The organism is Streptomyces sp. CC224B (assembly GCF_030010595.1).
Lineage (GTDB): Bacteria > Actinomycetota > Actinomycetes > Streptomycetales > Streptomycetaceae > Streptomyces > Streptomyces longispororuber.
Genome location: NZ_JASCXL010000010.1, coordinates 92,575 through 118,721 on the forward strand (window position 1 = coordinate 92,575; position 26,147 = coordinate 118,721).

Genomic DNA, 26,147 nt, shown 5'->3' on the forward strand with positions numbered 1-26,147 from the left:
CTTCCTGTTGACCATGCTGACGATCCGTTCGCTCGTCTCCTCGCGGGCCGGTCGTTCCAGGGCCGGCGGATGCTGGTGGGTGCCTGTTCCCGGTGGTGGTCCGTTTCGGGTGCCCGGTGCGGGGTCGGCGGGGCCGTGCCCGGCCGGGTCAGACCGCTTCGTCGTCCGCGGCCGCGAGGACCGTGGGTGCCCCGGCGCGCTCGGCGCCGCGGTCCGGTGCCTGGTCCTCGCCCACCGCCTGGGCGCTGGGCGGGTTCACGCCCGGCGCGGCGGGTTCGTCCTGCCCCGCGCCGGCGATCCGCGGCCCGGGCTCCGCTGCGTGGCTGCCGCTCACGTGGTTCCCCTCTCTGTCCGCTGTGCGAGGTACGCCGGGAGAAGCGGGACGCGGGATCCCGTTCCCCTCCGCGGCCCCGCACGGAGGTGCTGACGGGTCGCCACCGTCCCGCCGGTGCGCCCCCGTGTCCATCACCCACAAGGCGTACAAGGCGAACAGGCCGACCAGTCTCGGACAAAGAACCACGGCCCGGGACACGCGCCCAGGCCGCGGACCGGCGCCACTCCGCGTCGGGCCCAGCGGAAATTCGGGAAATCGGTGCGCATGACCGGCGTGGGCCCGGGCACACGAAACGCAGGGCCCGCCGCGCTCCCCCGTCGCGGCGGGCCCGCTGGTCAGGCCGCTGCGCGGCGGCCGAGGAGACCGGGCTGTCAGCGTGTGCGTCCCGGCTCTCCACGGCGACCTGAAGCAAGGCCCCCAAGGAGAGGAAAGCCCGTCATGGCAGTGCTGGTCCTCCTGATCGCACCGATGATCCTGGCCGTCCTGCTGACATACCGGCCGGAGCACCGGGCCCGGCACCGGGCGCGCTGAACCGCCGACGAGCGCGGTGGGGCGGACCATCGGTACCGCCCCACCGCGGCCGGTGAGCAGAGGGGGACCAGGAACACCCAGGGACTACGAGGCGCCCGCCGCGTCGGTGGCGCCGCCGCCTGCGGTAACTCCCGCGTCTCCCCCGCTGGTTCCGTCTCCCGCTCCCGCGCCGCCTCCCTCTCCCGCTCCCCCGAGGCTTCCGTCTCCCTCGGTGTCTGCGGCACCGTCGTTCCCGCTGCCTACGTCACCCTCGTTGGCCCCGTGGGGCCCGTCGGCCTCGCGTGTCGCGGGTGCGGTGAGGTGATCCAGTACGTTCGTCATGTCGAGCAGACGGTTCAGGACGGTCGGCCGGTTGTCGAGGTGCAGGGTGACGCCGGCGGCTCCGGTGCGGCGGCGGATCATCAGCAGGGCGGACAGGCCCGCGGAGTCGATCCAGGTCAGCTCGCGGAAGTCGAGGCGCACGTCGTACAGCCGTGCGTGCGCGGCCATGTGCTCGGTCACCGCGTCGACCAGGTCGTCGCTGGTGTCGTAGTCGAGGTCACCGGCCAACCGCACGGTGAGCGCGCCGGGTTCGGGGTGGATGCTGAGGCTGAACTCGTACGGGGGAAAGCTGGTCATGCGCACATTTCGGGGCCGGGGGCGGAGGGGCCGTGCAGAGCGGTGGTGCCCTGGCTGAGCAGGCCCGTCGTGCGGGGGAAGTCGCGCAGCTGCTCGGACAGCGCGTCGAGGGCGGGCAGCAGGGAGTGGGCGTGGACGTGGCGGGCCTCGAGGATGTCCGCGGTCCAGGTGAGGAACGCGGTGAAGATCTCGGCGGCGTCGACGTACAGGGCGGTGGCCAGGAAGTCGACGATGTGGGCGATGTCCTCCGCGGTGCGCTCGCGCTGGGCGTCACCGTAGTCGCGCATCGCGGGCAGCCGCTCCTCCAGGGCGAGCAGGGTCGCCTTGACGAGGTGCGGCCGGGACCGGACGACCATCGTGTACTCCTGGTCGGCCAGGTGCGGCAGGTCGTCCGCCGCCTGGCGCCGGGCCGCCGGGTGCGGCCGGGCCAGGCCCGCGGCGAGCACGGCCGCCGCGCCGCGCGCGTCGGCGGCCCACCGGTCGGCGCCCAGGGCCCGGGCGTGGCGGCCGTCGTACCCGAAGGCGCGGCCGCCGGCCAGGACGGGGACGCCGATGGCCTGGCAGGCGGTGATGGCGGCGTGGGCAGCCGGCAGATGGGTGGCGATCGACCCGGACAGCAGGATCGCCGCGGGGTTGGTGTGGTGCAGGTGGGCCACCAGGTGCGGCGTGGGGGTCTGGGCGCCGAGGTAGTCGACCTGCCAGCCGCGCAGGCGCAGCACCTCCGCGACGAGCCGGGCGGGGAAGGCGTGCCACTCACCGTCGATGCAGCTCACGGTCACCCGCCCGCGGGGCGGGTCGAGGGGCGCGGCCGTCGGCGGGTCGTGGGCGAGGCAGGCGACGACCCGCTCGTTGATGGCGGTGGCGGTGTGTTCCTGGGCGACGGTGATGCGGTCGGCGGCCCATTCGACGCCGACTCGCTTCTGCACGGGGGCGATCACGTCCAGCAGGAGCGCCTCCTCGTCGACGCCCTCGGCGAGGGCCGCCCGGACGAGGCCGACGGCTCGCTGTTCGTCTCCGTCGGTCACGGCCTGCCACAGACGGTCCGGCAGCCCGGCCGCGGTCGCGGGGAGCGTCACCTGTGCCTCCCGGTCTTCCTGCCGTCCGCGTGCTCGTCGACGGCCGCCAGGGAGCCGGGCTTGGGGGCGCTGATGGCGACGGCGGCGATGTCGTCGTGGCCACCCGTCCCCAGCCACTGGGCGGTCAGCATGCGCACCCGCTCCACCACCGCCTCCGCGGGCATGCCGGCGCAGTCGGCCAGGGCCCGCCGCAGCCGGTGCTCGCCGAACAGGTCGTCGCCGAGCGGGCCGCCGCGGGCCTCGGTGATGCCGTCGGTGTAGAGCAGGCACGTCTCCCCCGGGGCGAGGACGGCCTCGACCGTGCGGGCGGTGACGGTCGGCAGGGCGCCGACCAGGGTGCCCCGGGTGGGCACCTCCTCCACCGTGCCGTCATTGCGGACGATCAGCGGCGGCGGGTGCCCGGCGCTGGTAAGGCGCAGCTCCACCTGCCCGCGGTGGCGGCGTACGGAGGCGAGCACGAGGGTGACGAAACGCGTGTGGTGGGAGGTGAGCAGCGCGCCGTTGAGCAGGCTGAGCACCTGGAGGTGGTCGTCGGCCAGCGGGAGCAGGGCGTGCAGCGTGTTGCGGATCTTGCCGGTGAGGACCGCGGCTTCCAGGCCCTTCCCGGCGACGTCCCCGAGGGCGACGAGGGTGCTCCGGGAGGCGTCGGCACCGGGGTGGACGTCGTAGAAGTCGCCGCCGATCCGCTCCTGGTCCCTGGAGGCGCGGTACCCGCCGGCGTACTCGACGCCGTGCACGCTGCTGAGGAGCGGGGGCAGCAGGTCCTGCATCAGCGTCGCGGTGATGGCGGCCTGCTCGCTGTAGAGGCCCGCCGCCGACAGGGCGGCGCCGGCGCGGGCGGCGAACAGGCGGGCGAAGAGCTCCTCGTTCTCGGTGAAGGCCTGCTCGGTGCTGGAGCGCAGCAGGATCAGCGCGCCGGCGGGCAGGCCGTGGCCGGGGAGCGGGGTGACGATGACGGAGCCGACCGGCCCGGCGAAGTCGTCCGGGATCACCCAGTCCGGGATCTCGGCCGGGTTGATCCAGCGGGCCGGCACGGGCGGGAACCCCTGGAGGGCCTCGGGCAGGCCCGGCACGATCGACACGTCGACCCGCCGCGTGGCCTGGGTGACGGGGCCGCCCCGGCGCGCGTAGGTCAGCGGATGGCGCCGCCCCTGGGGCGGCCCGACGAGGACGGCGGCTTCGGCGATGTGCTCCGCGGCCATGGTCGCCGCCACCTCCATGCAGCGCGGCACGTTCAGGCTGGACAGCAGGGCGCTGGAGACGTCCGCGAGGATCTCCGCCCGTGACAGGGCGTCGCTCAGCGCGTTCTCGGCGTGGTGCCGGCCCGTCTCGTCGACCAGCCACCACACCACGTCGCCGTCGGCGCCCGGGGTGGGGTGGGCCGCGAAGAGACGGTCGCCGATGATGCCGGTCGGCGGGCCGGGGTCGGCGCCGGGCAGCCCGGCGCTGATGCGCCGCTGGGCGTCCGCGAGCCAGGACGGCACTCTCTCGGCCGGTCCGTCACCGCCGGTGGCGCCGGGCAGCAGCAGCCGCGCGGCTTCGTTGATCCGGACCAGGCCGCCGTGCCGGTCGACGACCAGCACGGGGCAGGGGGCCTCGGCCCACGCCGTGCCGACGGTGAGGTCGGCGCCGGACGGAGCCGCGGAAGAGCCTTGGGAAGCAGACACACGCGGAGGCACGCACCGTGCGCACCCCACCACCTTCCTGCAATGGGAAACAGATGTCCTGCGGCAACAGTCCCTCATGATGCGGCGCGGCTGCAACCCACCTTCGGGGAATCCCACTTGTGCGTGACACCCCCGCCGCCGGACCCTCCCGGGCAGGCCCTGCCGCACCGGCCCTCCGGGGTGCGCCACGGCCTTGCGGCGGCAGGCATTCCGCTTGCGGGCGCGGGGTGTTCCACACGCCAGGAGGGCCGGTCGTGCGGTGTGCCGTACGACACCCGTGAGGCGAACGTCACTCACGCGCCGGTGGGCTGCCGCTCCCGTTTCCTCTCCCTGCCGCGCCGGACACGCAAGGTCAGATACGTCAGCAGCGCCGCGGTGAAGGCCACCAGCACGACGGTCCGGAGGCCGAACCAGAACGGCCCTTAGTCCTCGTGCTGTGCCGAGGGCGCCCGCGGGCACCCGGAACGCCGCCATCTCGTACGGGTGCCCCCTGGGACCGCATAGATGCGTGCGGGGCGGTCGGGTCCGGCCGGTTCGGGTCTCGGTGTCAGCCGCCCGTCAGCGGACGGCCCTATCTTGCGCGTTCGTCGGGCACTGTGCGCACTGGTGAAGGGGCGGGCTCATGCACTGGCAGACGCGCCATCGAAGGAACCGCCGAGGAGCCCCTCGGCGGAAGCGGTCGTCCTGGCGGGCGGTCGCGGTCGCCGTGGTCGTCGACGGGGTGCTGGCCGCGTGCCTGGCGTTCACGGGCCCGGCCGGGGCCGCGGACGGCTCGGCCCGCGCGGCCGACATCACTGTCGTGGCGCTGCACAGCGGCCTGTGCGTGGAGGTCGGCTCGACGGCGAGCGGCGAGGCGGTCCGGCAGAGCCACTGCGCGGGCAAGCGCGCGGCGCTGTGGACGCTGCGGCAGTCGACCCTGGGTTCGGACCTCGTCCACGTGGCGAACTTCGCCAGCGGCCTGTGCATGACGGTGGCGGACTCCAGCCCCGCCGACGGCGCCCCGCTCCGGCAGGAGAGCTGCGGCGGCCGGCCCGGGGCGAGCTTCCGGGTGGTGGACAGCGGGGACGGCGCCTGGCTGCAGCCGGTGACGACGAGCCCGCGCAAGTGCGTGGGTGTGGCGGGCGCGTCCAGGGCCGACCGGGCGGAGCTCGCACAGTGGGCCTGCGACAGCGGGGCGGGCATCCGCTTCCAGCAGCGCCGGCCACCCGCGGAGTGGCGTACGACGGTCGTGAACACCTCCAGCGGCAAGTGTCTCGGCATCCGCGACGCGGGCCACGCCGAGCGGGAGTGGGCCCTGCAACGCACGTGTACGGGCAACGCCGACGAGACCTGGCGCATCGTCACGCTGGACGGCGACGGCGTGGCCGTCGTCAACCTGAACAGCGACAAGTGCCTGGTGTCCACGCAGGACACCAGCGGGGCCAACGGCAGCCAGGCCAAACAGGCCACGTGCGACGGATACCCGTACCAGAGGTGGTACGTGGAGGAGCGGAGCCCAGGGGTGTACGCCCTGCAGAACCTCAAGCTGCGGCAGTACGTGGGCGTACGGCCGCCGGTGACGGCCGAGGGGGCGCTGGCGGAGTTCTGGGAGCGCGCCCCCGACCGGGCGCAGGAGTGGCGGCTCGGCGGGTTCTGAGGCACTCCCCGCCGCCGTGGGGCCGGACTTGAGTCTCCAGCAGGTGGAGACCTGAGGCTGGGCGCGGGACGGCTCCACGTCCTCCGCGGCCGGGGCGCTCACGCACCGGGCCGTGGGGGACGACGGCCGCCGTGCCGGACGCGCGCCCACTTCGAGGAGACAGCACGCATGCATCCCCGCACCCCGCGGCCCCTGGACCCCGCCGCCACCCGTGTCGTGGCGGACGCCCCGGCGCCGGCCCCGGCCCTCCTGCTGCGCCCGTGGGAACCTTCCGACGCGCCTGAACTGGCCCTGATCTGCCGGGACGACACCGTCCTGCGCCTCTGGGCCGGCACAGCCGTGCGCGACCTCGCGAGCGCGGCCCGGTGGATCGAGCTCCAGCGGCGGGGGTGGGAGGCCGGTGACCGCCTCGCCTTCGCCGTCGAGGAGTCGCGGGCCGCGGGGGCCCGGGGGCGGCTCCTGGGACACGTGGTCCTCAAGCGCGGCACCGCGCCCGGCCCATCGGCGGAGGTCGGCTACTGGACCGCCGCCCGCGCGCGGGGCCGGGGAGTTGCTCCGCGGGCCCTGCGGGCGCTGACCGGCTGGGCGTTCACCACGTTCGCCGGTGACGGGCTGACGGCTCTCGAGCTGCTGCACCAGGTGGACAACACGGCCTCCTGCCGCGTCGCGCGGAAGTGCGGCTACGAGCTGACCGGGCTGCGCCCCGCGTCGCCGCCCGCGTACCCCCTGGACGGGCATGTGCATCGCCGGGAGCAATAGGGTACTTACATGTCTTCTGTACGTCAGGCGGTGGAGAACGACGTCGCAGAGCTCGTACGCCTGCGGGCGCTGCTCTTCGAGGACCTCGGCGGGGAGTTCTTCAACTCCGCATCGACGGCGCGGACACAGCCGGGCGATCCTGAACGGGCTCCTGGACTGGTTCCGCGAGCGGGAGGCCTCCCGCGTCGACCTGCACGCCTCGCGCGAGGGCGAACCGCACTACCGCGACCTCGGGTTCACCGAGCACCCGGACCCCGCCCTGTGGCTGCGCCCCTGACGCGGCGCCCCTGACGACCCGGCCTCCGACGTCACGGCCGCGGGCGGCCGGGCCGCGCGTCCGGCGCCCGCCGCACCGGAGAAGGGCTCTCCCCCATCGCGGGGAAGAGCCCTTCCGTCGTCGCCCGTTCAGGCCCGGCGGGCGCCGTGGCGCGTCATGCGGGCGGGTACACCAGCGTGATCTCGCGGTTCAGACCGGTTTCGTCGGCGTCCGGGTACATCGAGACCTCGCCGTCGGACCAGCGGACGAGGAAGTCGTCCGGGTGGCGGTTCTCGGTGTAGTCGCCCGCGCCCAGGACGGTGGCGTGCGTCCAGAGCCGGTTGGGCTTCTTGACCTGGACCTCGCCGTGGAACCCGGCCTGGTCGACGTCCTTGTAGAGCGTCAGCTCGCCGTCGGTCCAGCGCACCATCAGGTCGTACTGGTCGTTGCCGGTGAAGTCGCCCGAGGTGATCGTCGAGGCGTGCGTCCAGGTGCCGTTCGGCGCGGCGAGCTTCTTCTCGCCGTGGAAGCCGTCCCGGTTGACGTCCGTGTACAGGGTGACTTCGCCGTCGGACCAGCGCACCAGCAGGTCGTCGGTCCACTTGTTGGTGGTGGTGTAGCGGCCGCCGGTGATCGACGTGGCGTGCTTCCAGAGGTCGTTGGGCTTCTGGAGCTGGACCTCGCCGTGGAAGCCCTTCTCGTCGACGTCGGGGTACAGCGTCAGCTCGCCGTCCGTCCAGCGGACGATGAGGTCGTCCCGGTCGGCGCCGGTGAAGTCGCCCGCCGCCATGGTGGCGGCGTGCTTCCAGGTGCCGTTGGGCCCCGTGAGGCGGATCTCCTTGTCGAAGTTGTCGCCCTCCTCACCGGCGCCCCGGTACAGGGTCACCTCGCCGTCGGACCAGCGTACGACCAGGTCGGAGTAGTCCCACTCCCCTGGGTTGCCGTCGGTGAAGTAGCCGCCGGCCATGACCTCGGCGTGCTGCCAGGTGGACGCCTTGCCCAGCACGCCGCGCCCGGCGGGCGGCCGGTTGTTGACCGCGTCGTCGTACAGCGCCTTGGCGTCACCGTCGAGGTACGAGCTGTAGGAGATGTCGTCCTTGTCGCCGCCGGTCTTCCAGCCGCCGATGACGCCGATGAGGCCCCAGCCGCTGCCGCGCTTGACGAGGAACGGACCGCCGGAGGCGCCGCCCGAGTACTTGTCGCAGGCGATCCGCAGGAAGCTCCCCGGGATCTTGGGGTCGGTGCTGTTGTAGCGGACCGTCTTGTCCGTGCAGTCCAGCGGCCGCTTCTGGTTGGCCGGGTAGCCGATCAGCCGGACGGGGTCGTGCTCGTAGCCCGCGTTGATCATCAGTTCCGCGCCGCCGACGACGTCCTCGACGTTCTTGCCGCCGCGCGGTTCGAGCTGGAGGAAGTTGAAGTCCAGGTCGGCCGCGGCGTCCGGGCCCTTGGACAGGTAGCGCTTGTCGACGTAGATGCGGCCCGGCTTGACGGTGAACGCGCCGTGCGGCTTCTTGCCGTCGTCGTACTGCGGGACGAACGTGAGGTTCTTGCGGGCGTCCTGGTCGTCGAAGCAGTGGCCGGCGCTCATCACGAGGTTCTTGCCGGGGCTCTTGACGACCGTGCCGCCGCAGAAGCGGCCCGTGTCGGTGCCGTCGTTCCAGAAGAAGGTACCCACGATCGGCAGCCCCTCGAACGGGCGGCTGGCCGCGCGCGTCCGGACCGGGGCGGCGGGCCTGCCGCGCAGATCCTCCTCGACGGGCTCCGCGGCCCGCATGCGCGCCGGGGTCCAGTACGCGTCGGCGTCGGCCGGCGTGAAGCCGCGCGCGTCCTCGTCCCCGTGGGCGGGAACGGGAGTCGGCGGAACGGTGGGCGGCGCGGTTTCGCGCGGCGCCTTCTTGCTGGGCGTCTTCTTGCCGGGCGTGCCGGGCGCCTTCTTGCCCGAAGCCTTGTCGCCCGACGCCTTGCTGCCCGACGCCTTCTTGCGCGGCGCCTTCCGCTCCGGCGCGGCCTTGTCCGACGGGGCCGTGGCGCCGCCCGAGGGGCGCGTGGCCGGGCCGTCCGCGGAACGCTCCGCGGCGCCGCTCGACGCGGTCGTCCCCGACGGCGCCGGGCCGCCGGGATCCGCGTACGCCGGCAGGCCCGGCAGCAGGATCAGGGCCGCGGCCCCCGCCGCGGCGGCCAGCGCTCTGTGCACTTGCATGGTCGAATCCCCCACTCACATGAGACGCCAGTCACGCCGTGTGGCGTGAATGCGTCAAGGTCAGCCATGATCGTATGACCGGTACGGACCAAGGGATGGCAAAATGATCGACTTCAGGCACTCGTCCGTACGGTGGGGACTTGCCGCAATTGCCGTGCCGGCGCTGCTGCTCGGCCAGGCGGGCGCCGCGCACGCCGAGCGGCTGCCGTTCCCGGGGCGCGGGTACGCGTCCGTCGGCGGCCCGGCCGGTCCCGGGCAGCTCGTGGACCTCACCGTCAAGGAGCGGCCGGGGAACCCGCACCCGACGGCGGTGGACGTCTCCAGCCCGGCGCTGGCCGACGACACGGCGCTCGGCGACACCGGGCGGGCCTGGGTGGGCGCGGGCCGCGTCAAGGACGGCACCCGGCCCGGCACGTACCCGGTGACGTTCACGCTCCGCCACAAGGACGCGGACTGCGTGACGGAGGAGGACCGGGAGTACGTGTGCGACTACCCCTCGATCACCCTGCGCGCCGACGTGAAGATCGCCGCGCCGGGCGGTGCCGCGGCGGACGACGACGAGGGCCTCGGCTTCGGCAGCGGCCTGGCGATCGGGGCCGCGGCGGGCGCGGGCGCGACGCTGCTCGTGGGCGCGGCCGTCGTACGCCGCAGGAGGGCGTGAGCTCGGCGGAGGCGCGGGGCCCGCGGGGACCCGCGCCTTCGGCGTGCGCCGGGGGCGGAGGGGGCGCTGGTCACCAGGTCCCAGATCACGGAAGTCCGCTCATTCGAAGGATGTACCTCTATGTCGTCCCCGGCGTCGATCCACCGCCGGGTCCGCCACCGGAGCATGGAAGCAACCCTTCGGACCAGGCGGTGACACCATGCTGCACGACGACCTCCACTCCCTCCTCGACGAACTCGCCCGCGTCTCCGCGCTCCCCCTGGAGCGCGGCGAGACCCTCCCGGCACGGGCCTACACCTGCGAGCGCTTCCACCGGCTCGAACAGGAGCGCGTGTTCCGTGCCGACTGGTTGTGCGTCGGCCACGTCAGCCAGGTCGCCCGGCCCGGCGACTACCTGCGTACGGACGTCCTGGGCGAACCCCTGGTCGTCACGCGGGACGAGCACGGCGACCTGCACGCCCTGTCGCGGGTGTGCCGCCACCGCTTCATGGACGTGCTGCCGCCCGAGACCACGCCGGAACAGGGCTCCCTGAAGCGCCTCACGTGCCCGTACCACACGTGGACCTACCGGCTGAACGGCGAGTACGCCGGCCAGTTGGCCGGGGCGCCGCTGATGAACAAGGTCGACTTCGACCGGGCCGCGTGCCGGCTGCCCCGCTACCGGCTCGAGGTGTGGAACGGGCTGCTCATGGTCAACGCCAACCCGACCGCGCCCCCACTCGGCCCGCAGCTCGAGCGGCTCGACGCCGTCCTCGCGCCTTACCGTCTCGCGGATCTCGTCGTCGCGTACACGGCGACGTGGGAGAACGTCCCGGCGAACTGGAAGGTGGCGTTCGAGAACGGCTCGGAAAACTACCACCACATGGGCACCCACGCGAACAGCCTGGAGCGGATCGTGCCCGGCAGGGACACGGTCATCGAGGAGTGCGACGCGCGCGGCTACAGCATGTTCACGCCCTTCGCCGCCGACCTGCCGACGGCGCCGGACGACGACGGCGTGCCGCCGGTCGGCACCCTGATCCCCGGTCTCGGCGAGCGCCAGCTCTCCGGCCTGCGGGTCGCGGGCCTGTTCCCGAACCTGGCCCTCGCCCTCGTCCCGGACAGCGTCACGTTCCTGCGCTGGGTGCCCACGGGGCCGACCACCCACGACGCGCTGGTCACCGTGCTCGTCCCGGCCGCGGCCAAGGAGCAGCCGGGGTACGAGGCGTACGTGGCGGCCTCACGCAGCCAACTGGAGCTCATCCAGGACGAGGACCTGGTGGCCGTACGGGGCGTGCAGCGCGGCCTGGCGTCCGACCCCGCCCCGTCCGGCGGGCGGTTCTCCCACCTGGAGTGCCCGCTGTGGCAGTTCCAGCGGTATCTGGCGGACCGGCTCGTGGGCGCCCCGGTGGCGGTCGCCTAGCCGCGCAGGTCCCGCACCTCCTCGCGGGAGAGCGTGCGCGGCACCGCCGAGCCGTCCCCGGCGGGGCGTGCGAGGACGACGCGCGCCTCCTCGGAGGCAAGGGGCTGCGGGATCGGCAGACCGCTGCTGCTGTTCAACCGCATGAGGTGGGCCTTCACGGTGGCGGCGCCCGGCCGGTAGACGGAGCCGGTGACACGGCCGGTGTTGGTCCACTCGTGGACGCGGCCGTCGCAGACGGCGCGCGTGCCGCCGATGCTGATCGTCACGTTGTTCTGGGCGAGGCTGCTGCTGACGAAGACCAGGCCGGGGTCGGAGCTGGTCTCGCAGCGGTAGGTGCCGGAGAGCGTGATGGTGCCGTCGGTGGCGATCGTGCCGGTGCCGTGCACGGTCAGGTCGTCGGCGAGGCTCGCGTGGGCGGGGGCCGCGGCGGCGAGGCCCGCGACGAGCAGGGCGCTCGCGGCGGCACCGAGGGCGGGACGGACGCGCATGGCTGGCCTTTCGGGGTGGGGGCCGGGGGTGGGGAATGCCGTGGCCAGGGATACCGGAGCGCGCCACCGGCGGCCCGCACCCTCACCCGATCGGGGACGAGTCACGGGCCGTGGGGCGCAGCGCGCCGCGCCACGGGGGAGGTTCCGCTCCCTGGGCGGCGTACCGCACCCGGGGCCTCGGTCGGCGCGCGGGGGCCGCGCTGCCCTCAGGCATCAGCATCAGGAGGCCCGGCGCCGGGCCCCCGGACCCGTCACGGTCCCGGCCCCGTCGCGGCCCCGGCGAGGGGTCACGGCCCCAGCCCCGTCACGGCCCCGGCCGTCACGGTCCCGGCCCCGTCACGGCCCCGGCGAGGGGTCACGGCCCCGGTGAAGTCACGGCCCCTGTGGGGTCAGCGCCCCGGTGACGTCACGGCCGTGGGCTCACGGTCTCGGCGAGCCGTGCCAGCGCCCGGGCCTCACCGCTGCCCTCCGGCGCGCTGAACACGTGGACCACCAGGCCCGTCTCCCCCGGTGCCGCCGGTACGTGCAGCGTCTCGAAGTCCAGCGTGAGCAGTCCGGCCACGGGGTGCCGCAGCCGTTTGCGGCCCGCCTCGCACATGACGACCTCGCCGCTGTCCCAGATGCGCCGGAACTCCGCGCTGCGGGACGCGAGTTCACCGATCAGCGCGGCCAGCTCCGGGTCGTCGGGGTGGCGTCCCGCGGCCACGCGGAGCTGGCCGACGGCCTCGGCGGCGCGCGGCTCCCAGTCGGGGAAGACGTCGCGGGAGGCGGGGTCGAGGAAGAGGAACCTCGCGTTGTTCGGGTCGCGGCGGCCGGGCTCGCCGAGGCCGCCGAGGAGTTCGGCGCCCAGCGCGTTCCAGGCGACGACGTCCACGCGCGGGTTGGTGGCGAAGGCGGGGAAGCCGGTCAGGGAGTCGAGCATCCGCCGCAGCAGCGGACTGACCGGCAGCCCGGGCACGGGGCCGCGCCGCGCGTCGGCCAGGGTGACGAGGTGGGCGCGCTCGGCGGCGTCGAGCCCGAGGGCGCGGGCGAGCGCGTCGAGCACGTCCGCGGACGGCTGCAAGGCGCGGCCCTGTTCGAGACGGACGTAGTAGTCGACGCTGATGCCGGCGAGCTGGGCCAGCTCCTCGCGGCGCAGCCCGCGCACGCGCCGTCGGCGGCCGCCGGTGATGCCGACGTGCTCCGGCGTGACGCGCCCCCGGCGGGCGCGCAGGAAGTCGCCGAGCGCCCGCCGCGCGTCTCCCACTCCCTCGACGGGCCCGCCCCCGCCGCCGTTGCCGCCGGGTCCGGGGGTGCGCTCCATGTGATCCACGCCGTTCATGCGTTCCAGTATGGGTGGCCCCGGCAGTACCAGGACCGGCGGTCCGCCGGTCGAACAGGGTGCTGGCTGCCCGGCTCCGGCCGGGAGAGCGTGGGCGCATGAACGCGACCACCCCGCAGCCGAAGAAGATCCTCGTCGTCAGCGCCCACCCCGAGCGCCGCTCCCTGAACGCCTCCCTCACCTCCTTCGCCGTCGAGCACCTGCGTACCGCCGGTCACGAGGTGCGGGAGTCCGACCTGTACGCGATGAAGTGGAAGGCGACGGTGGACGCCGACGACTTCCCGGACCACGGCCCCGGCGAGCGGCTGCGCGTCATGGACGTCTCCGAACGGGCCACGCTGGCGGGCCGACTGGCGCCGGACGTCGCGGCCGAGCAGGAGAAGCTGCTCTGGGCGGACGCCGTGGTCCTGCAGTTCCCGCTGTGGTGGTTCTCGGTGCCCGCGCTGCTCAAGGGGTGGATCGACCGGGTCTTCACCGCCGGGTTCGCCTACGGGCCCACGGTGGGGCCGCCGTACAGCGAGGGCCCGCTGGCGGGGCGGCGCGCGCTGGTGTCGGTGACGATCGGTGCCCGCGCGACGTCGTTCTCGGACCGGGGCATCCACGGCCGTCTCGCCGACGTCCTGCACCCGCTGCAGCACGGCCTGTTCTGGTTCACCGGGCTGCGACCGCTGGAGCCGTTCGCGGTGTTCGGCGCCAACGCCCTGTCCGAGGAGCGGTTCGCCGCGGTCCGGCAGGCGTACGCGCACCGGCTCGACGGCCTCTTCGCGGACGCGCCGATCCCGTTCCGGACGCTGACCGGCGGGGACTACGACCACGACATGCGGCTGCTGCCCGAGGTGGAGCGGCCGGGGACGAGCGGCCTCGACCTGCATGTGCGGGCGGGTGACTGAGCGGGCCGCGTACCGCCGTCGCGGGACCGCCGGGGCCCTCGGCCGTACCTCCGGCCGGGAGCCCCGTCGGTCCCCCGTGGCGGCTCAGCTCTCGAAGGCCGTGTCCCGTGCCGTCTCCTCCCAGGTCACCATCTCCGTGCGCACGGCGTCGAGGTGGCCGAACAGGGCGTCCACGGCGTCGCTGCCCAGCGGCAGCCGCAGCGGGGTGTTCTCCGCCTCCAGGGCGGCGAGCACGGCGGCCGCGGCCTTCGCCGGGTCGCCGGGCTGTGCGCCGTCGCCGCCCTCGACCATGCGGCGGGTGGCGCCGACCGTGGCCTCGTAGTCCTCGTCCTCGATCCGGCCGCTGCTGCTCGCGTTGCCGAACAGGCCGGTGCGGAAGGCGCCCGGCTCCACGACGAGGACCTTGATGCCGAGCGGGCGGACCTCGTCGGCCAGGGCCTCCGACAGGCCCTCCAGGGCGAACTTCGTGGCGCTGTACGCGGAGAACCCGGCGAACGAGAGCTGCCCGCCCACGCTGCTGAGCTGCACGATCGCCCCCGACCTGCGGGCCCGCATATGCGGGAGGACCGCGCGGACCAGCTCAGCGGGGCCGAAGAAGTGCACGTCGAACAGGCTCCGCAGCTCGGCGTCGGTGGTCTCCTCGGTGGCGCCGACGTGGGTGCGGCCCGCGTTGTTGACCAGGACGTCGATCCGGCCGTGGCGCGCGACGACGTCCTCGACGACGGCCCGGCCCGCCGCCAGGTCCGTGACGTCCAGCGCCACCGCCTCCACCCGGCCCGGGTGCGCGGCGACCAGGTGGTCCAGTGTCCCGGGGCGGCGCGCGGTGGCCACCACGACGTCCCCCGCGGCGACCGCGGCCTCGGTGAACGCCCGCCCGAAGCCGCTGTTCGCCCCCGTGATCAGCCACACCTTGTCCATGCCGACTCCCCTTGTCCGCTGCGTACTTGATCGATGGCGACGGGCGTCCGCCGTGTCGCGGTGATCACTCTGCCGGTGGACCGGGTCCCCCGTCCAGGATCTTCCGTGACGGCCGGGGGCGGGAGGTGTCCGCGGCACGCGGGGGTGCCGCGGGCTCTGGAGGCGGCACGTGACGGAGGCCACAGCCGGGCGGTGTCACGGTCGCGGGCCGGGAGGTGTCCTATGGGCGCCCGCAACGAGAGGAGCATCGTCATGAAGGCCATGATCGTGTGCGTGTCCGTGTCGCACGGCAACACGCGGAAGGTCGCCGACGTGATGGGACAGACCCTCCAGGCCCCCGTCGTCACCCCCGAAGAGGCCGACGTGGCCCAGCTGTTGGCCTGCGACCTCGTGGGTTTCGGTTCGGGGATCTTCTCGATGTCCTTCCACCCGCGACTCCGTCAGTTCGTCGAGGCCCTCCCGGAGGGGGAGTCGCGTACGGCGTTCGCGTTCGCCACCAGCGGGTTCCCCGAAGCGCCGTTCCGGCCCTTCACGCGCCCCTTCGTCCAGCTCCTCGAACGCAAGAACTTCGAGGTGGCCGCCACCTTCTCCTGCCGCGCGCGGGACACCTGGCTGCCGTTCAAGCCCGTCGGCGGCATCAGGAAGGGGCGCCCCGACGCCGCCGACCTGGAGGCGGCACGCACGTTCGCCGCGGGGCTGCCCGCCCGGATCGGCTCCCGGCCCCGGCGCACCTGACGAGCCCCGCACGGCACGCCGGAAGTGCCCGTCGCGCGGCGCCGGAAACCGGGCCCCCGCCTGCTGACACGCCATCACGCGAGGCCTCCACCACCGCTTCCGCCCGTGGGGCCGCTCGGGGCGCGCGGACGCCCGGTCGCACGGGCGAGCGCGCGTGGGCCGCGCTCTAAATATTGCGACTATGTCCACTTTCGAGCTACTTTGGGATAGTTGCGGGGGGCACCACAGCTTTGGTGAACGTCATCTGATCGAGGGAGCACATCATGCGTGCCGAGACTCTCCAGACCACCGGCATCACGCTCGACGAAGAAGCAGTCTGCCTGGTGGTGGCTCAGCCCGAAGCGCCGCTCAGCGACCCGCCGATCCCCATGGGAGCCGGTGAGGGATCGGGAGCGCTTGCGCTGGGACTGGGACTCCTGCTCTCGCCCAAGGAACCGAAGGAGCCGAAGGAAACGAAGCGCCGGTGACATCCGAGCGCTCACGGACCGCTCACAGCGAATCGGCTGACCAGTTGGCCCGCCGCGCCCTTGACGCCCTTCGGGGCGCCGGGGGCGCCTGTGTTGCCGCCGCCCACCTCGACGCCGTGGAGGACGAGAGCGATCGTCCCGTGGCCCTGGGCGCGGTGCGCGTCCTGGGAGCCGACGTCCTGGCCCCGTATGTACTGACCGGTCAGGACATGCCGATCGAGGAGCGGGACGCGCTGGAGCTGGCACTCAGTGCCCTGCCGCCCGACCGGTCCCCGCCCGCCGCGCCGCCCGAGGGGCCCGCGCCGGCCTGGGTGACGGCCTGGGTCACCTGGGGACTGGTCACGGCGTACACGCGCCTGACCCCCACCGACGACGCCCCGGCGGCAGCGGCCGTGCCTCCCCCCGGCCCCGCGCGCTGCGACGACACCGCGCCGCGCCGCACGCCGTGGCCGGCCGACGGGGGACGTACCACGGCGGAGGCGACGGGTACGGGGGCTGCCACCGGCGAAGGCCTCCAGGAAGGCTGGGTCACCTGGTCGGTACGCATGGGGCAGCTCGCCTCGCTGGCGCTGCCCGGCCTGGACGGGCCCGTGCACGACGCCGTGCGGTCCAGCCCCCTCGCCCTGGCGCGCGGCGCCACCCGGGCCATGCTGCGGCGGGACTTCCCCACCGCCGCGCGCATCGCCCGCTGGCTGGCCTGGCTGCACGCCGAAGGAGTACCCCTGCCCCTGGCGCCCGCGCCCCTGACGGACCACATCCGCCTGCACGGCGGGGGCGGGCGCACGGACCTCGACACCGCGATCGCCCATCGACTGCTGAGTCTGAAGCCCGCATGAGCAACGCTTTCGCGCGTACCGCGCACGACATCGGATCCCGCGCCCTGACCTGGCTGCACACCCACCGTGCCCACGGGGCCCTGTCCCCCTCCGTCCGCGCCGAACTCGGCCGCGACGCGGACGCGTACAAGACCGTCGGCGAGCTGACGCTCGCCGCCTCCCTGGTCCTGCGCGGCGGCGTCGCCGGGACCACCGAACTCGCCCTGGCCCGCGACCTGTTGGAGCACTGCTGGCACCAACTGGGCGACGGCAGCCTGCTGTACGAGCGACTGCTGCGCCACCCCCTCACGACCGACGCCATCGAGACCTACGCCCACTTCGCGCGCAGCGGTTACCGCTTCCCCGAGCTGGAGCGGCTGATCGCGCACACCGTGGCACTGCGCTCCACGCACGCCGTGGAGCACGTGCCCAACCGCCGGCTCGCGGTGGCCAACGCGGCCCGCGTCATCGGCCTCGACGCCGGCCCGGGCGCGTACGACTGGGACGGTCTCACCCGGGCCACCTGGCTCGGCGCCACGCCCGAGCCCTGGCACATCGACTGGCTGACCGGCTACTCCGTCACCCACACCGCCTTCCACCTGACCGACTGGGGCCGGCTGCCCGGGGGCCTGCCCGCGGACATCGCCACCTACCTCACGCACTGGCTGCCCGTCTGGACCGACATCTGGGCCGAGGCCGGGCACTGGGACCTGATGGCCGAGCTGATGATCGTGGGCGCCTGCCTGCCCGAGCCCTGGACCGAGGCCGCCGACTGGCAGCGCCTCGCGGCCGTCCAGCACGAGGACGGGCTCGTGCCCCGCGACGCACAGCCCGTGGACGACGAGGACGACGACGATCCGGCCCGGCGCTTCGACGCCCACTACCACCCCACCGTGGTGGCCGCCGTCGCCGCGACCACCGCGCTCACACGCGCGCTGGACGCCCCGCGGCAGCCGGGGTCGTGATGGCCGGTCCGCCGTCCGCCCCGGCCGCCGCGCGCGCACCGTCCCCCGACGGGCACGGCCCGGCACAGGCGCTGCTGGCCGCGGCGCCGGGGGCCAGCGCCGTGGCCGTCGGCCTGTACCGGCGCGGGCAGCGGTCGTTCGCCGTCCGCGGCACCACGGCCTTCGGCGGCGGGGCGCCGGTGGACCCCGCCACGCGCTTCGAGACCGGCTCCCTCACCAAGACGTTCACCGCGCTGCTCCTCGCCGAGCTGGCGGTCCGGGGCACGGTCGCCCACGACGACGCCCTGGCGCGCCACCTGCCGCCCGGCACGCGGCTGCCCGCCGGCGGCGCGGACATCACCCTCACCCACCTGGCCACCCACACCTCCGGCCTGCCCCGGCTGCCTCCGGGCCTGCGGCGCACCGCCGGGCCCCGGCTCCTGACCGCCCCCTACGCCCACTTCACCCGCGCCGACGTGCTGCGCGCGCTGTCCCGCACCCGGCTGCGGTTCCGCCCGGGTGACGGGTGGCGCTACTCCAACTTCGGCGTCGGCCTGCTGGGGCACGCCCTGTGCGGCGCGGCGGGCGGCCTGTCGTACGCGGACCTGCTCGCGGCCCGGGTCCTGCGGCCGCTGGGGCTGCGCGACACCAGCGCCACGGTGGCCCCGCCGCCGGGCCTCGCGCAGGTCACCGGCTACTGGCACCGCCGCGCCCGCCCCGCCTTCGGCATCCCGGGCCTGCCCGGCGCGGGCGCCGTGCGGTCCAGCGCGCGCGACCTGCTCACGCTCACCGAGGCGCTGCTCGCCCCGGGCGCGGCGGCCCGCACACCGCCGGACCCGCTGCGCGCCGCCCTGGAGGACGTCGTCCGCCCCCGGCTCCGGCTGCCGCGCCGGCCCAGCCGGCTCGCCCTGACCTGGAACATCCGGTCCCGCCCCGACGGCTCGGACCTCTACCACCACTCGGGCGGCACCCCCGGCTGCACGGCCTTCGCCGGGTTCAGTCCGCGCCACGACGCCGCGCTCGTCGCCTTCGCCAACTGCGCGCCCGGCCGCGGCAACCACCTGATCCAGGAGGCGTACAACACGCTGGTGGCCCTGACCCGCCCGGCGTGACACCCCCGTGCCGACGACCACGGGCCCGCTCGCCCGCCGGGGCGGCGCGGCGGGCTCAGCGCGCCGCCGCGGCCCGGGGGAAGAGCCGCCCGCCGAGGTCGATGCCCGTGACCGCTCCCTCGCCGTCGCGGCAGAAGGCGCCCCGCTCCCCCTCCAGGCCGCCCTCCACCACGAGGTACTCGTCGCCGTCGCCGGGCAGGAACCCGATGGCCGCTGCCGGGTGGCCCGGCGGCATCCCGCCGTCCGACGCCTCGCGGACCTCCGGCCGGAGGTCGACCGCCAGGGTCAGGCGGGTGCCGTCGGTGGCGACGTCGAGGCACAGGGCATCGGTCTCGTAGCGGCCGACGACCTGCCGGGCCCTCCGCTCGTCGTACGGGACGGGCTCGGGGGTCCTCTCGGTCACGCCGAGGTGGTGCTGGAGGGCCCACCGCACCACGGACCGGGTGAAGGGGTGGCCGCCGGGGCTCGCGTTGGCCAGGGCGACCACGGCGAAGCCGTGCTCCGGCACGAGGAGGAGTTCGGCGAACTGGCCGTTGCCCGCGCCGCCGTGACCGGCCCCGCGCACGACGCCCGAGCCGTCGGCGCGGTCCAGGCGGCGCAGGTACCAGCCGAGGCCCACGCCGTCCCCGAGCGAGCTCGCGCGCAAGGCGACCGTCCGCTCCCGCATGCGGCGCAGGGCCGGGGCGGGCAGCACGCCCTCCCCGTCGCCCAGGTGGAACCGCGCCCAGCGCAGCAGGTCGCTCGCCGAGGAGGCGAGGCCGCCGCCGGGGTTGTCGCCGCGCGCGCCCTCCGGGAACGCGCCCCAGGGCCGGGCGGGCCGCGGCGCGCCGTCCTCGCCGCGGTGGTGGCCCACCGCGAAGGGGCGGACCATCACCTCGGCCAGGCCGTACACGGTGTCCGGCAGGCCCACCGGTTCGAGGACGAGCGCGGCCATGGCCCGCTCGAACGGCAGCCCCGTGACTTTTTCGACGACGCGCCCGGCGAGGTTGTACCCGGCCTGGCTGTAGGACGAGCGGGTGCCGGGCGGCGCGACGGTCCCGAGCCACGGCAGCTTGGCCACGAAGCCCGCGAGGGAGCGGTCGCCCGTACCGTCGTCGACGAGGTTCCAGTCGAGGCCCGCGGTGTGGTTCAGCAGGTTCCGTACGGTGATGCGCTCCGCGGCCCGCTCGTCGGCGAGCCGGAGCTCGGGGACGTGGCGCCGCACCGGCGCGTCCAGGTCCACCCGGCCCTCCGCGGCCAGGCGCGCCAGGGCGGTCGCGGTGAAGGTCTTGGACACCGAGGCCACGTGGAACAGCGTCCTCTCGTCGACCGGCCGCGGGGCGGCGGGGCTCGTGACGCCGTGCGAGGCGTAGGCCTCCCGGCCGTCCAGCAGCACCCCCACGGCGGCGCCGGACACGCCGTACTCCCGCGCCCGCGCCGCGACGGCCTCCGACAGCTCCTCCTGTGCCATGACCCCACTCCCCTTCGCCACGTGAACCGTGGATCGCGTACTTGAACTAAGTACAGGACGGTAGGCAAGCAGCCTCTCGAACAAAGTGCAAGAGCGGACGTGAACTAAGTACGAGCGGCGCGGCTAGGGTGGCGGGCATGCCGCGTGACACGCTGACCGCAGAACGGATCGTCCGGGCCGCCGTGGAGCTGCTGGACGACGAGGGCCTCGACGGCCTGAACATGCGGGCCCTTGCCCGACGGCTCGGCTCGGCCCCCACAGCCGTCTACTGGCACATCAAGACCAAGGACGAGCTGGTCCGGCTCGCCGGTGACGCGGTCTGGGACGAGATCGAGCAGCCCGACGTCGACGCCACGGACTGGCGGACGGCGGCCACCCTCCAGGCCACCGGCCTGCACGCCATGCTCACCCGGCACCCCTGGCTCGGCCAGGCCTTCGGCAGCCACCTCCTGTACGGCCCCGGCAAGGCCCGCCACGACGAGATCGCCCTCGCCCTCTACGAGAAGGCGGGCTTCGACGCCGACGACGCCGACCGGGCGGCCGCCGCGGTCTTCGTCCTCGCGCTCGGCAGCGCGCTCGGCCCCGCCGCCCACGTCTCCCTGACCCGCAAGCTCAGCAGGAACGGCGGGAACGCCGAGGAGCTGATGACCGAGGCCATGGCGCGCGCCACCGAGACCGCCGAGCGGTACCCGCGGCTGCGCGCCCGCCTGGGCCCCCCGTCGGCCGCACGGTACACCGCGGCACCGGACCACACCTTCGAGTTCGGCCTCCAGGCCGTGCTCGACGGATTCGAGGCCCGCCTGACGGCCGCGCGCGCGGAGCCGGGGGCCTGAGCCACGAACCGAGGCGGGCGGGACACACCGGGCCGCTCAGGGGCGCGGGGAGGGCTTTTCCGCACCGGCGCGGGGCGCCGGGCAGACCGGCAGCGGCTCGCTGGCGCGGGCGTTGACCACCGCGCGGCCCAGGTCCACGGGGCCGACGCCTACCGGCCCGGGGGTGCCGGACCGCCCCACGCGGGGTCCGGCACCGGCCCAGGGGCGCCGGACCGCCCACACCAGCTCAGCCGCACGAGAGCCGACCCACCGTCGGAGCCCTCGGGGCCGACCCGCACCAGGTCAGCGGCACGGAGGCAGATCACCTGTACCCCAGGCGCACCGGGCCCACCTCCACCGGCCCAGGCACGCAAGGCCGCCCCGCGGCGGCCCGGCGGCACGAGCGGTTCGCAGCGCTCAGGTGCGGCCCTCGCGCTCCTGTGCGTCCTTCAGCGCCGTGGACGTCCGCGCCCAGCGCGCCCGCACCACCGTGAACCCCGCCCGCTCGGCGTCGTCGCACACCAGCTCGTCGTCGTCGACGAGGACCCGCACCTCCCGGTCGCGCGCCAGGCGCCGCAGGATCTCCAGCTTGGTGCGGCGCGCGGGCCGCCGGTCGTGGTCGCGGCGCATCCAGATCCGGCCCTCGGGCAGCCGCTGCGCGGCCAGCCAGGCCTCCGTGTCGGCGCGGCAGCGCTCGGGCCGCCCCGTCAGGTACACGACCTCGCACTCCCGGGCGCTCTCCCGCGCGAGCGCGACGCCGCGCTCCAGCGGCGGGTCCTGCGGCGCCGCGGCGAAGAAGGCGTCCCAGTCACGCGGCCTGCGCTCCAGGAAGCGCTGGCGGTGCGCGGTGTCGGCGAGGGTGTTGTCGAGGTCGAACACGGCCAGCGGTCTGTTGTCGTCCGTCACATGATCAGCGTAGGGAAACCCCGCGGCCCGCGGCGAGCGTACGCGGCATCCCGTACGCCCCTGCCGGGGTCAGCCGCGCCCGTCGCCGCCCGGCGGTCGCGCGGGCGGCGTGCGCAGGTGCGCGCGGGTCCCCTGCGGGCCGAACAGGACGAGGAGTTCCACGAGGCCGCCGTCGGCACTGCCCAGCCAGTGCGGCAGGGAGGTGTCGAACTCCGCGGCCTCCCCGGCCGCCAGCGTCAGGTCGCGCTCGCCGAGCAGCAGCCGCAGGCGGCCGGTGAGCACGTACAGCCATTCGGAGCCCTCGTGGGTCCGCGGGTCCGGTGCCAGTGGTTCCGGCCGGGCGGGGATGATCATCTTGAACGCGTGGGTGCCGCCCGGCGGCCGGGACAGCGGGATGAAGATCATCCCGAAGCGGTGGATCGGCCGCGGGTGGATCCGCGGGTCACCGGTGCGCGGGGCGCCGACGAGGTCGTCCAGCGGCACGCCGTAGGTGCGGGCCAGCGGGAGCAGCAGCTCCAGGGTCGCCTTGCGCTGCCCGCTCTCCAGCCGGGACAGGGTGCTCTCGGACACCCCGGTCACCCCCGCGAGGTCGGCGAGGGCGATGCCGCGTGCGCGGCGCAGCGCCCGCAGCCGGGGCCCCACGGAGCCGAGTACGTCTTCCGTCGCGCGGTCCACGCCGGGCATCTTGCCAAACCCGCAAGAAGCCGTGCCAGGGCGCGCCGGGCCGGGCAACACTGCGAGCCACCGACGCCCCGACCGAAGGAGCCCCTGATGAGCAGCACCGACCCGGTCGCGTTCTGGGACGGCGTGTACGCGGCCCGCGCCGCGGCTGCCGACCCGCGGCCGAACGCCCGCCTCACCGAGATCGTCACGGAGCTCGACCCCCCTGTCGGCGACGCGCTCGACCTGGGGTGCGGCGAGGGCGGCGACGCGCTGTGGCTCGCCCGCCGCGGGTGGCGCGTCACCGCCGTCGACGTCTCGGCCGTGGCGGTCGAGCGGCTCACCGCCCTCGCCCGCGCCCACGGCCTCGCCGACCGGATCGCCGCCGCCCGGCACGACCTGCGGGCCTCCTTCCCCGAGGGCGCCTTCGACCTCGTGTCCGCCCACTACCTGCACACCCCGCTGGACCTGGACAGGGCGGCGGTGCTCGGCACGGCCGCCCGCGCGCTGCGTCCGGGCGGGCTCCTGCTGGTCGTCGACCACGGATCGACCGCCCCGTGGTCGTGGAACCAGGACCCCGACGTGCGGTACGCGCCCCCGCGCGAGGTCGCCGCCGGCCTCGGCCTTGACCCGGCGGCCTGGACGGTCGAGCGGGCGGACGCGCCCCGCCGGACCGCGACCGGGCCCGGCGGGGAGACCGCCGAGGTCACCGACCACGTCCTGCTCGTCCGCCGCGCCGCGTGACGCGGTACGACCCCCGCTAGGAGACGCCATGGCCCCCGCGCCGCGCCGCGACACCCCGCCGCCCCGCACCGGCACCAGCGAGCGCGAGGTGCTGCGCGGCTTCCTCGACCACCTGCGCGTCTCGGTCGCCGCGAAGGTCGAGGACGCCCCTGAACCAGACGTGCGGACCGCCGGCGTGCCCTCGGGCACGAACCTGCTCGGCCTGCTGCACCACCTCACCTCCGTGGAGCGGGCGACGTTCCTCGGGGAGCGGGTCGCCGACTGGCAGGCGACCTTCCGCGCCGCGCCGGCGGACACCGTGGCCGACGTCGTCGCCCGCTACCGGACGGCGGTCGCGCGGGCGAACGAGGTCCTCGACCGGTGCGCCGACCTCGCCGTGCCGCTCCCCCGCCCCCACCTCAACCGACCGGCGCCCAGCGTCCGTTGGGCGCTCACCCACATGATCGAGGAGACCGCCCGCCACGCCGGCCACGCGGACATCCTCCGCGAGCGGATCGACGGCGCGACCGGGCGCTGACGCCCCGCCCCGGGCCCCGCCGGGCCCCTCCCGGACCGCGGCGGCGCCCGGGCCCGCGGCCGGGGCGCCCCACCGGCGTGACCGGTGCGCCCCCGGGCACCCGACGGGGCACCTGACGTGCGCCTGCTGCGCGTGGTAAGATTTTTCCTGTTGCAGTTTTGGTACCCATGAACCTATGTGCGCCTGACGGGAAATGTTTCTCCTGCAGGCGCATGTTTTGTTTTTCCGGCTTTTCCGGATGGGGCCTCTGCCTACTGAAGGAGTAAGTCATGGCACAGGGAACCGTGAAGTGGTTCAACGCCGAAAAGGGTTTCGGCTTCATCGAGCAGGACGGCGGCGGCCCCGACGTCTTCGCCCACTACTCGAACATCGCCGCGCAGGGCTTCCGTGAGCTCCGCGACGGCCAGCGCGTGTCCTTCGACGTCACGCAGGGCCAGAAGGGCCCGCAGGCGGAGAACATCGTCCCGGCCTGACGCTCGGACGCGTATCTGCTCGCCGGGGTCCGCACCGTCATGGTGCGGACCCCGGTTTGTGCCGTTTCCAGGAAGGCAAACCACCGCATGTCCCGCAGGTCCCAGAAGCCGAAGCCGAAGCAGCGGACGTCCGCCGCGTCGTCCGCCTCGGCGCCGCGCGAGTTCCGGCTGCCGGAGAGCACCACACCGGCACTGCCCGCCGTCGAGGAATTCGCCGCTCTCGACATGCCCGCCGCGCTGCTGAAGGCCCTCGCCGCCCAGGGGGTGACCACCCCCTTCCCGATCCAGGCCGCCACGCTGCCGAACACGCTCGCCGGCCGTGACGTGCTGGGGCGCGGCCGCACCGGCTCCGGCAAGACCCTCGCGTTCGGCCTCGCGCTGCTGGCCCGCACGGCCGGACACCGCGCGCAGTCCAAGGCGCCGCTCGCGCTCGTCCTCGTCCCCACCCGGGAGCTCGCCCAGCAGGTGACGGACGCGCTGTCGCCCTACGCGGCGGCGGTGAACCTCCGCCTGGCCACCGTGGTCGGCGGGCTGTCCCTCACCAAGCAGGCGGCCACGCTCCGGCGCGGCGTCGAGGTCCTGGTGGCGACCCCCGGCCGGCTCAACGACCTGGTCGAGCGCGGCGACTGCGTGCTCGGCGACGTCGGCATCACGGTCCTCGACGAGGCCGACCAGATGACCGACATGGGCTTCCTGCCGCAGATCACCAAGCTGCTCCAGCAGGTCAGGGCCGACGGCCAGCACATGCTCTTCTCGGCCACCCTCGACCGCAACATCGACCGGCTGGTGCAGCGGTTCCTGACCGACCCCGTGGTGCACTCCGTGGACCCGTCCGCCGGGGCGGTCACCACCATGGAGCACCACCTGCTGCACGTCCCGGACGAGACCGACAAGAAGGCCGTCACCACGCGCATCGCCGCCCGCGACGGCCGCGTCATCCTCTTCCTCGACACCAAGCGGTCCGCCGACCGGCTCGCCAAGCGGCTGCTGTCCGTCGGCGTCCGCGCGGCGGCCCTGCACGGCGGCCGCTCCCAGCCGCAGCGCAACCGCACCCTGGAGCAGTTCAAGACCGGCCAGGTCACCGCGCTGGTCGCCACGAACGTCGCGGCGCGCGGCATCCACGTCGACGACCTCGACCTGGTCGTGAACGTCGACCCTCCCGCCGACCACAAGGACTACCTCCACCGCGGCGGCCGCACGGCCCGCGCCGGCGGCTCCGGCACGGTGGTCACGCTGGTGCTGCCCGACCAGAAGCGGGACGTGACCCGGCTCATGTCGGACGCGGGCATCCGCCCCCGGACGGCCCGCGTCACCTCCAGCGCCGAGGAGCTTGCCACCATCACCGGTGCCCGTGAGCCTTCCGGCGTGGCCGTCACCATCGAGGTGCCGCAGCCGACGCCGCCGGCGACCGCCCGCCCGGACGGGCAGAAGGGCGCGGGGACCGGCGGCCGCTCCGGCAGGCGCGGCTCGGGCCGCCGGGCGAAGCCCCGTACGGCCACGGGCGGTGCCACCGGCTCGGGCGGCCGTGACTCCGAGCGCCGCTCCGCGGCCGGTACCGCCTCGGCCAAGCCCGCCCGCGACGCGGGCCGCCGGGGTGCCCGACCGGCTCCTGGGCTTCCAGGCCGGTACGGCGCGCTGGTGGCGTGACATCTGGCGGCAGGACGTCGTCGAGCCCGGCTACGTCACCAAGCCGCTCCCGGGCGGCGGGGATCACACCCTGCGCGTCCTGCTGCGCTCCCCCAACTACTGGAAGGC

26 protein-coding genes are annotated in these 26,147 nt (G+C 74.8%); 15 read left to right on the top strand and 11 right to left on the bottom strand.

What is annotated here, in order from left to right; genetic code table 11:
- Positions 1–148: 148 nt before the first annotated feature.
- From QK440_RS06460 to QK440_RS06475, 4 genes are all read right to left on the bottom strand, one after another.
- On the bottom strand, positions 149–334 hold the full coding sequence (locus QK440_RS06460; RefSeq protein WP_282791995.1) for a hypothetical protein: 186 nt from the start codon (positions 332–334) through the stop codon (positions 149–151).
- Positions 335–949: 615 nt separating this feature from the next.
- Positions 950–1,483 (bottom strand): STAS domain-containing protein, encoded by a 534-nt coding sequence (locus QK440_RS06465; RefSeq protein ID WP_282791996.1) that lies wholly within the window; start codon positions 1,481–1,483, stop codon positions 950–952.
- Positions 1,480–2,559, bottom strand: a complete 1,080-nt coding sequence (locus QK440_RS06470) for a B12-binding domain-containing protein (RefSeq protein ID WP_282791997.1) — start codon at positions 2,557–2,559, stop codon at positions 1,480–1,482. Before QK440_RS06470 ends, QK440_RS06465 begins: the two co-directional genes overlap by 4 nt.
- A complete protein-coding gene (locus tag QK440_RS06475; protein ID WP_282791998.1) occupies positions 2,556–4,226 on the bottom strand; it encodes a PP2C family protein-serine/threonine phosphatase in 1,671 nt (556 codons plus the stop codon). Before QK440_RS06475 ends, QK440_RS06470 begins: the two co-directional genes overlap by 4 nt.
- A 622-nt stretch (positions 4,227–4,848) precedes the next feature.
- On the opposite strand from QK440_RS06475, the gene QK440_RS06480 reads away from it, so the two are divergent.
- Positions 4,849–5,862 carry an RICIN domain-containing protein gene (locus QK440_RS06480; protein WP_282791999.1) on the top strand — a complete coding sequence of 338 codons (1,014 nt, stop codon included), beginning with the start codon at positions 4,849–4,851 and terminating at the stop codon, positions 5,860–5,862.
- A gap of 168 nt (positions 5,863–6,030) precedes the next feature.
- A complete protein-coding gene (locus tag QK440_RS06485; protein ID WP_282792000.1) occupies positions 6,031–6,621 on the top strand; it encodes a GNAT family N-acetyltransferase in 591 nt (196 codons plus the stop codon).
- A gap of 431 nt (positions 6,622–7,052) precedes the next feature.
- Here QK440_RS06485 and QK440_RS06490 read toward each other — a convergent pair whose 3' ends face one another.
- The gene (locus QK440_RS06490) at positions 7,053–9,077 is read right to left on the bottom strand and encodes a trypsin-like peptidase domain-containing protein (RefSeq protein WP_282792001.1); all 2,025 of its coding nucleotides are present in this window, start codon (positions 9,075–9,077) and stop codon (positions 7,053–7,055) included.
- Between the two features lie 103 nt (positions 9,078–9,180).
- Here QK440_RS06490 and QK440_RS06495 point away from each other — a divergent pair, with 103 nt between their 5' ends.
- Positions 9,181–9,738: a hypothetical protein gene (locus QK440_RS06495; protein ID WP_282792002.1), complete on the top strand. Its 558-nt coding sequence runs from the start codon at positions 9,181–9,183 to the stop codon at positions 9,736–9,738.
- A gap of 199 nt (positions 9,739–9,937) precedes the next feature.
- Entirely contained in the window at positions 9,938–11,140 is a 1,203-nt protein-coding gene (locus QK440_RS06500; protein ID WP_282792003.1) for an aromatic ring-hydroxylating dioxygenase subunit alpha, read from the top strand.
- Here QK440_RS06500 and QK440_RS06505 read toward each other — a convergent pair.
- Positions 11,137–11,628: a DUF6299 family protein gene (locus QK440_RS06505; protein WP_282792004.1), complete on the bottom strand. Its 492-nt coding sequence runs from the start codon at positions 11,626–11,628 to the stop codon at positions 11,137–11,139. The two genes, QK440_RS06500 and QK440_RS06505, sit on opposite strands and share 4 nt — an antisense overlap.
- A gap of 406 nt (positions 11,629–12,034) precedes the next feature.
- Positions 12,035–12,949 carry a helix-turn-helix transcriptional regulator gene (locus tag QK440_RS06510; protein ID WP_282792005.1) on the bottom strand — a complete coding sequence of 305 codons (915 nt, stop codon included), beginning with the start codon at positions 12,947–12,949 and terminating at the stop codon, positions 12,035–12,037.
- Positions 12,950–13,047: 98 nt separating this feature from the next.
- Between QK440_RS06510 and QK440_RS06515 the strand changes: the two genes are divergently transcribed.
- Complete coding sequence (locus tag QK440_RS06515) at positions 13,048–13,839, top strand: NAD(P)H-dependent oxidoreductase (protein ID WP_282792006.1); 792 nt, start codon at positions 13,048–13,050, stop codon at positions 13,837–13,839.
- Between the two features lie 84 nt (positions 13,840–13,923).
- Here QK440_RS06515 and QK440_RS06520 read toward each other — a convergent pair whose 3' ends face one another.
- Positions 13,924–14,757, bottom strand: coding sequence for an oxidoreductase (locus tag QK440_RS06520; RefSeq protein ID WP_282792007.1), 834 nt, complete (start codon positions 14,755–14,757; stop codon positions 13,924–13,926).
- Positions 14,758–15,009: 252 nt separating this feature from the next.
- Here QK440_RS06520 and QK440_RS06525 point away from each other — a divergent pair, with 252 nt between their 5' ends.
- The 5 genes from QK440_RS06525 to QK440_RS06545 all read left to right on the top strand — a co-directional run bounded on the left by QK440_RS06525 (position 15,010) and on the right by QK440_RS06545 (position 18,830).
- Entirely contained in the window at positions 15,010–15,492 is a 483-nt protein-coding gene (locus QK440_RS06525) for a flavodoxin family protein (RefSeq protein WP_282792008.1), read from the top strand.
- Between the two features lie 263 nt (positions 15,493–15,755).
- Positions 15,756–15,959 (top strand): hypothetical protein, encoded by a 204-nt coding sequence (locus QK440_RS06530; protein WP_190139293.1) that lies wholly within the window; start codon positions 15,756–15,758, stop codon positions 15,957–15,959.
- Positions 15,956–16,795, top strand: a complete 840-nt coding sequence (locus QK440_RS06535) for a hypothetical protein (protein ID WP_282792009.1) — start codon at positions 15,956–15,958, stop codon at positions 16,793–16,795. The genes QK440_RS06530 and QK440_RS06535 overlap by 4 nt, the downstream gene beginning before the upstream one ends.
- On the top strand, positions 16,792–17,739 hold the full coding sequence (locus QK440_RS06540) for a hypothetical protein (protein WP_282792010.1): 948 nt from the start codon (positions 16,792–16,794) through the stop codon (positions 17,737–17,739). The genes QK440_RS06535 and QK440_RS06540 overlap by 4 nt, the downstream gene beginning before the upstream one ends.
- Positions 17,739–18,830: a serine hydrolase domain-containing protein gene (locus QK440_RS06545; protein WP_282792011.1), complete on the top strand. Its 1,092-nt coding sequence runs from the start codon at positions 17,739–17,741 to the stop codon at positions 18,828–18,830. Before QK440_RS06540 ends, QK440_RS06545 begins: the two co-directional genes overlap by 1 nt.
- A 55-nt stretch (positions 18,831–18,885) precedes the next feature.
- Here QK440_RS06545 and QK440_RS06550 read toward each other — a convergent pair whose 3' ends face one another.
- The gene (locus QK440_RS06550) at positions 18,886–20,280 is read right to left on the bottom strand and encodes a serine hydrolase domain-containing protein (RefSeq protein ID WP_282792012.1); all 1,395 of its coding nucleotides are present in this window, start codon (positions 20,278–20,280) and stop codon (positions 18,886–18,888) included.
- Between the two features lie 137 nt (positions 20,281–20,417).
- Between QK440_RS06550 and QK440_RS06555 the strand changes: the two genes are divergently transcribed.
- On the top strand, positions 20,418–21,113 hold the full coding sequence (locus tag QK440_RS06555; RefSeq protein ID WP_282792013.1) for a TetR/AcrR family transcriptional regulator C-terminal domain-containing protein: 696 nt from the start codon (positions 20,418–20,420) through the stop codon (positions 21,111–21,113).
- A 396-nt stretch (positions 21,114–21,509) separates the two neighbouring features.
- Here the strand turns inward: QK440_RS06555 and QK440_RS06560 are convergent, their stop codons facing one another.
- Both QK440_RS06560 and QK440_RS06565 read right to left on the bottom strand, forming a co-directional pair.
- Positions 21,510–21,998, bottom strand: a complete 489-nt coding sequence (locus QK440_RS06560) for a hypothetical protein (protein WP_282792014.1) — start codon at positions 21,996–21,998, stop codon at positions 21,510–21,512.
- A gap of 69 nt (positions 21,999–22,067) precedes the next feature.
- Positions 22,068–22,682 (bottom strand): helix-turn-helix domain-containing protein, encoded by a 615-nt coding sequence (locus tag QK440_RS06565; protein ID WP_282792015.1) that lies wholly within the window; start codon positions 22,680–22,682, stop codon positions 22,068–22,070.
- Between the two features lie 87 nt (positions 22,683–22,769).
- Here QK440_RS06565 and QK440_RS06570 point away from each other — a divergent pair, with 87 nt between their 5' ends.
- The 4 genes from QK440_RS06570 (at position 22,770) to QK440_RS06585 (ending at position 26,039) form a co-directional block, all read left to right on the top strand.
- The gene (locus QK440_RS06570; RefSeq protein WP_282792016.1) at positions 22,770–23,402 is read left to right on the top strand and encodes a class I SAM-dependent methyltransferase; all 633 of its coding nucleotides are present in this window, start codon (positions 22,770–22,772) and stop codon (positions 23,400–23,402) included.
- A gap of 28 nt (positions 23,403–23,430) precedes the next feature.
- A complete protein-coding gene (locus QK440_RS06575) occupies positions 23,431–23,919 on the top strand; it encodes a DinB family protein (RefSeq protein ID WP_282792017.1) in 489 nt (162 codons plus the stop codon).
- A gap of 269 nt (positions 23,920–24,188) precedes the next feature.
- Positions 24,189–24,392: a cold-shock protein gene (locus QK440_RS06580; RefSeq protein WP_282792018.1), complete on the top strand. Its 204-nt coding sequence runs from the start codon at positions 24,189–24,191 to the stop codon at positions 24,390–24,392.
- 87 nt (positions 24,393–24,479) lie between these two features.
- Entirely contained in the window at positions 24,480–26,039 is a 1,560-nt protein-coding gene (locus QK440_RS06585) for a DEAD/DEAH box helicase (protein WP_282792019.1), read from the top strand.
- Positions 26,040–26,147 lie beyond the last annotated feature (108 nt).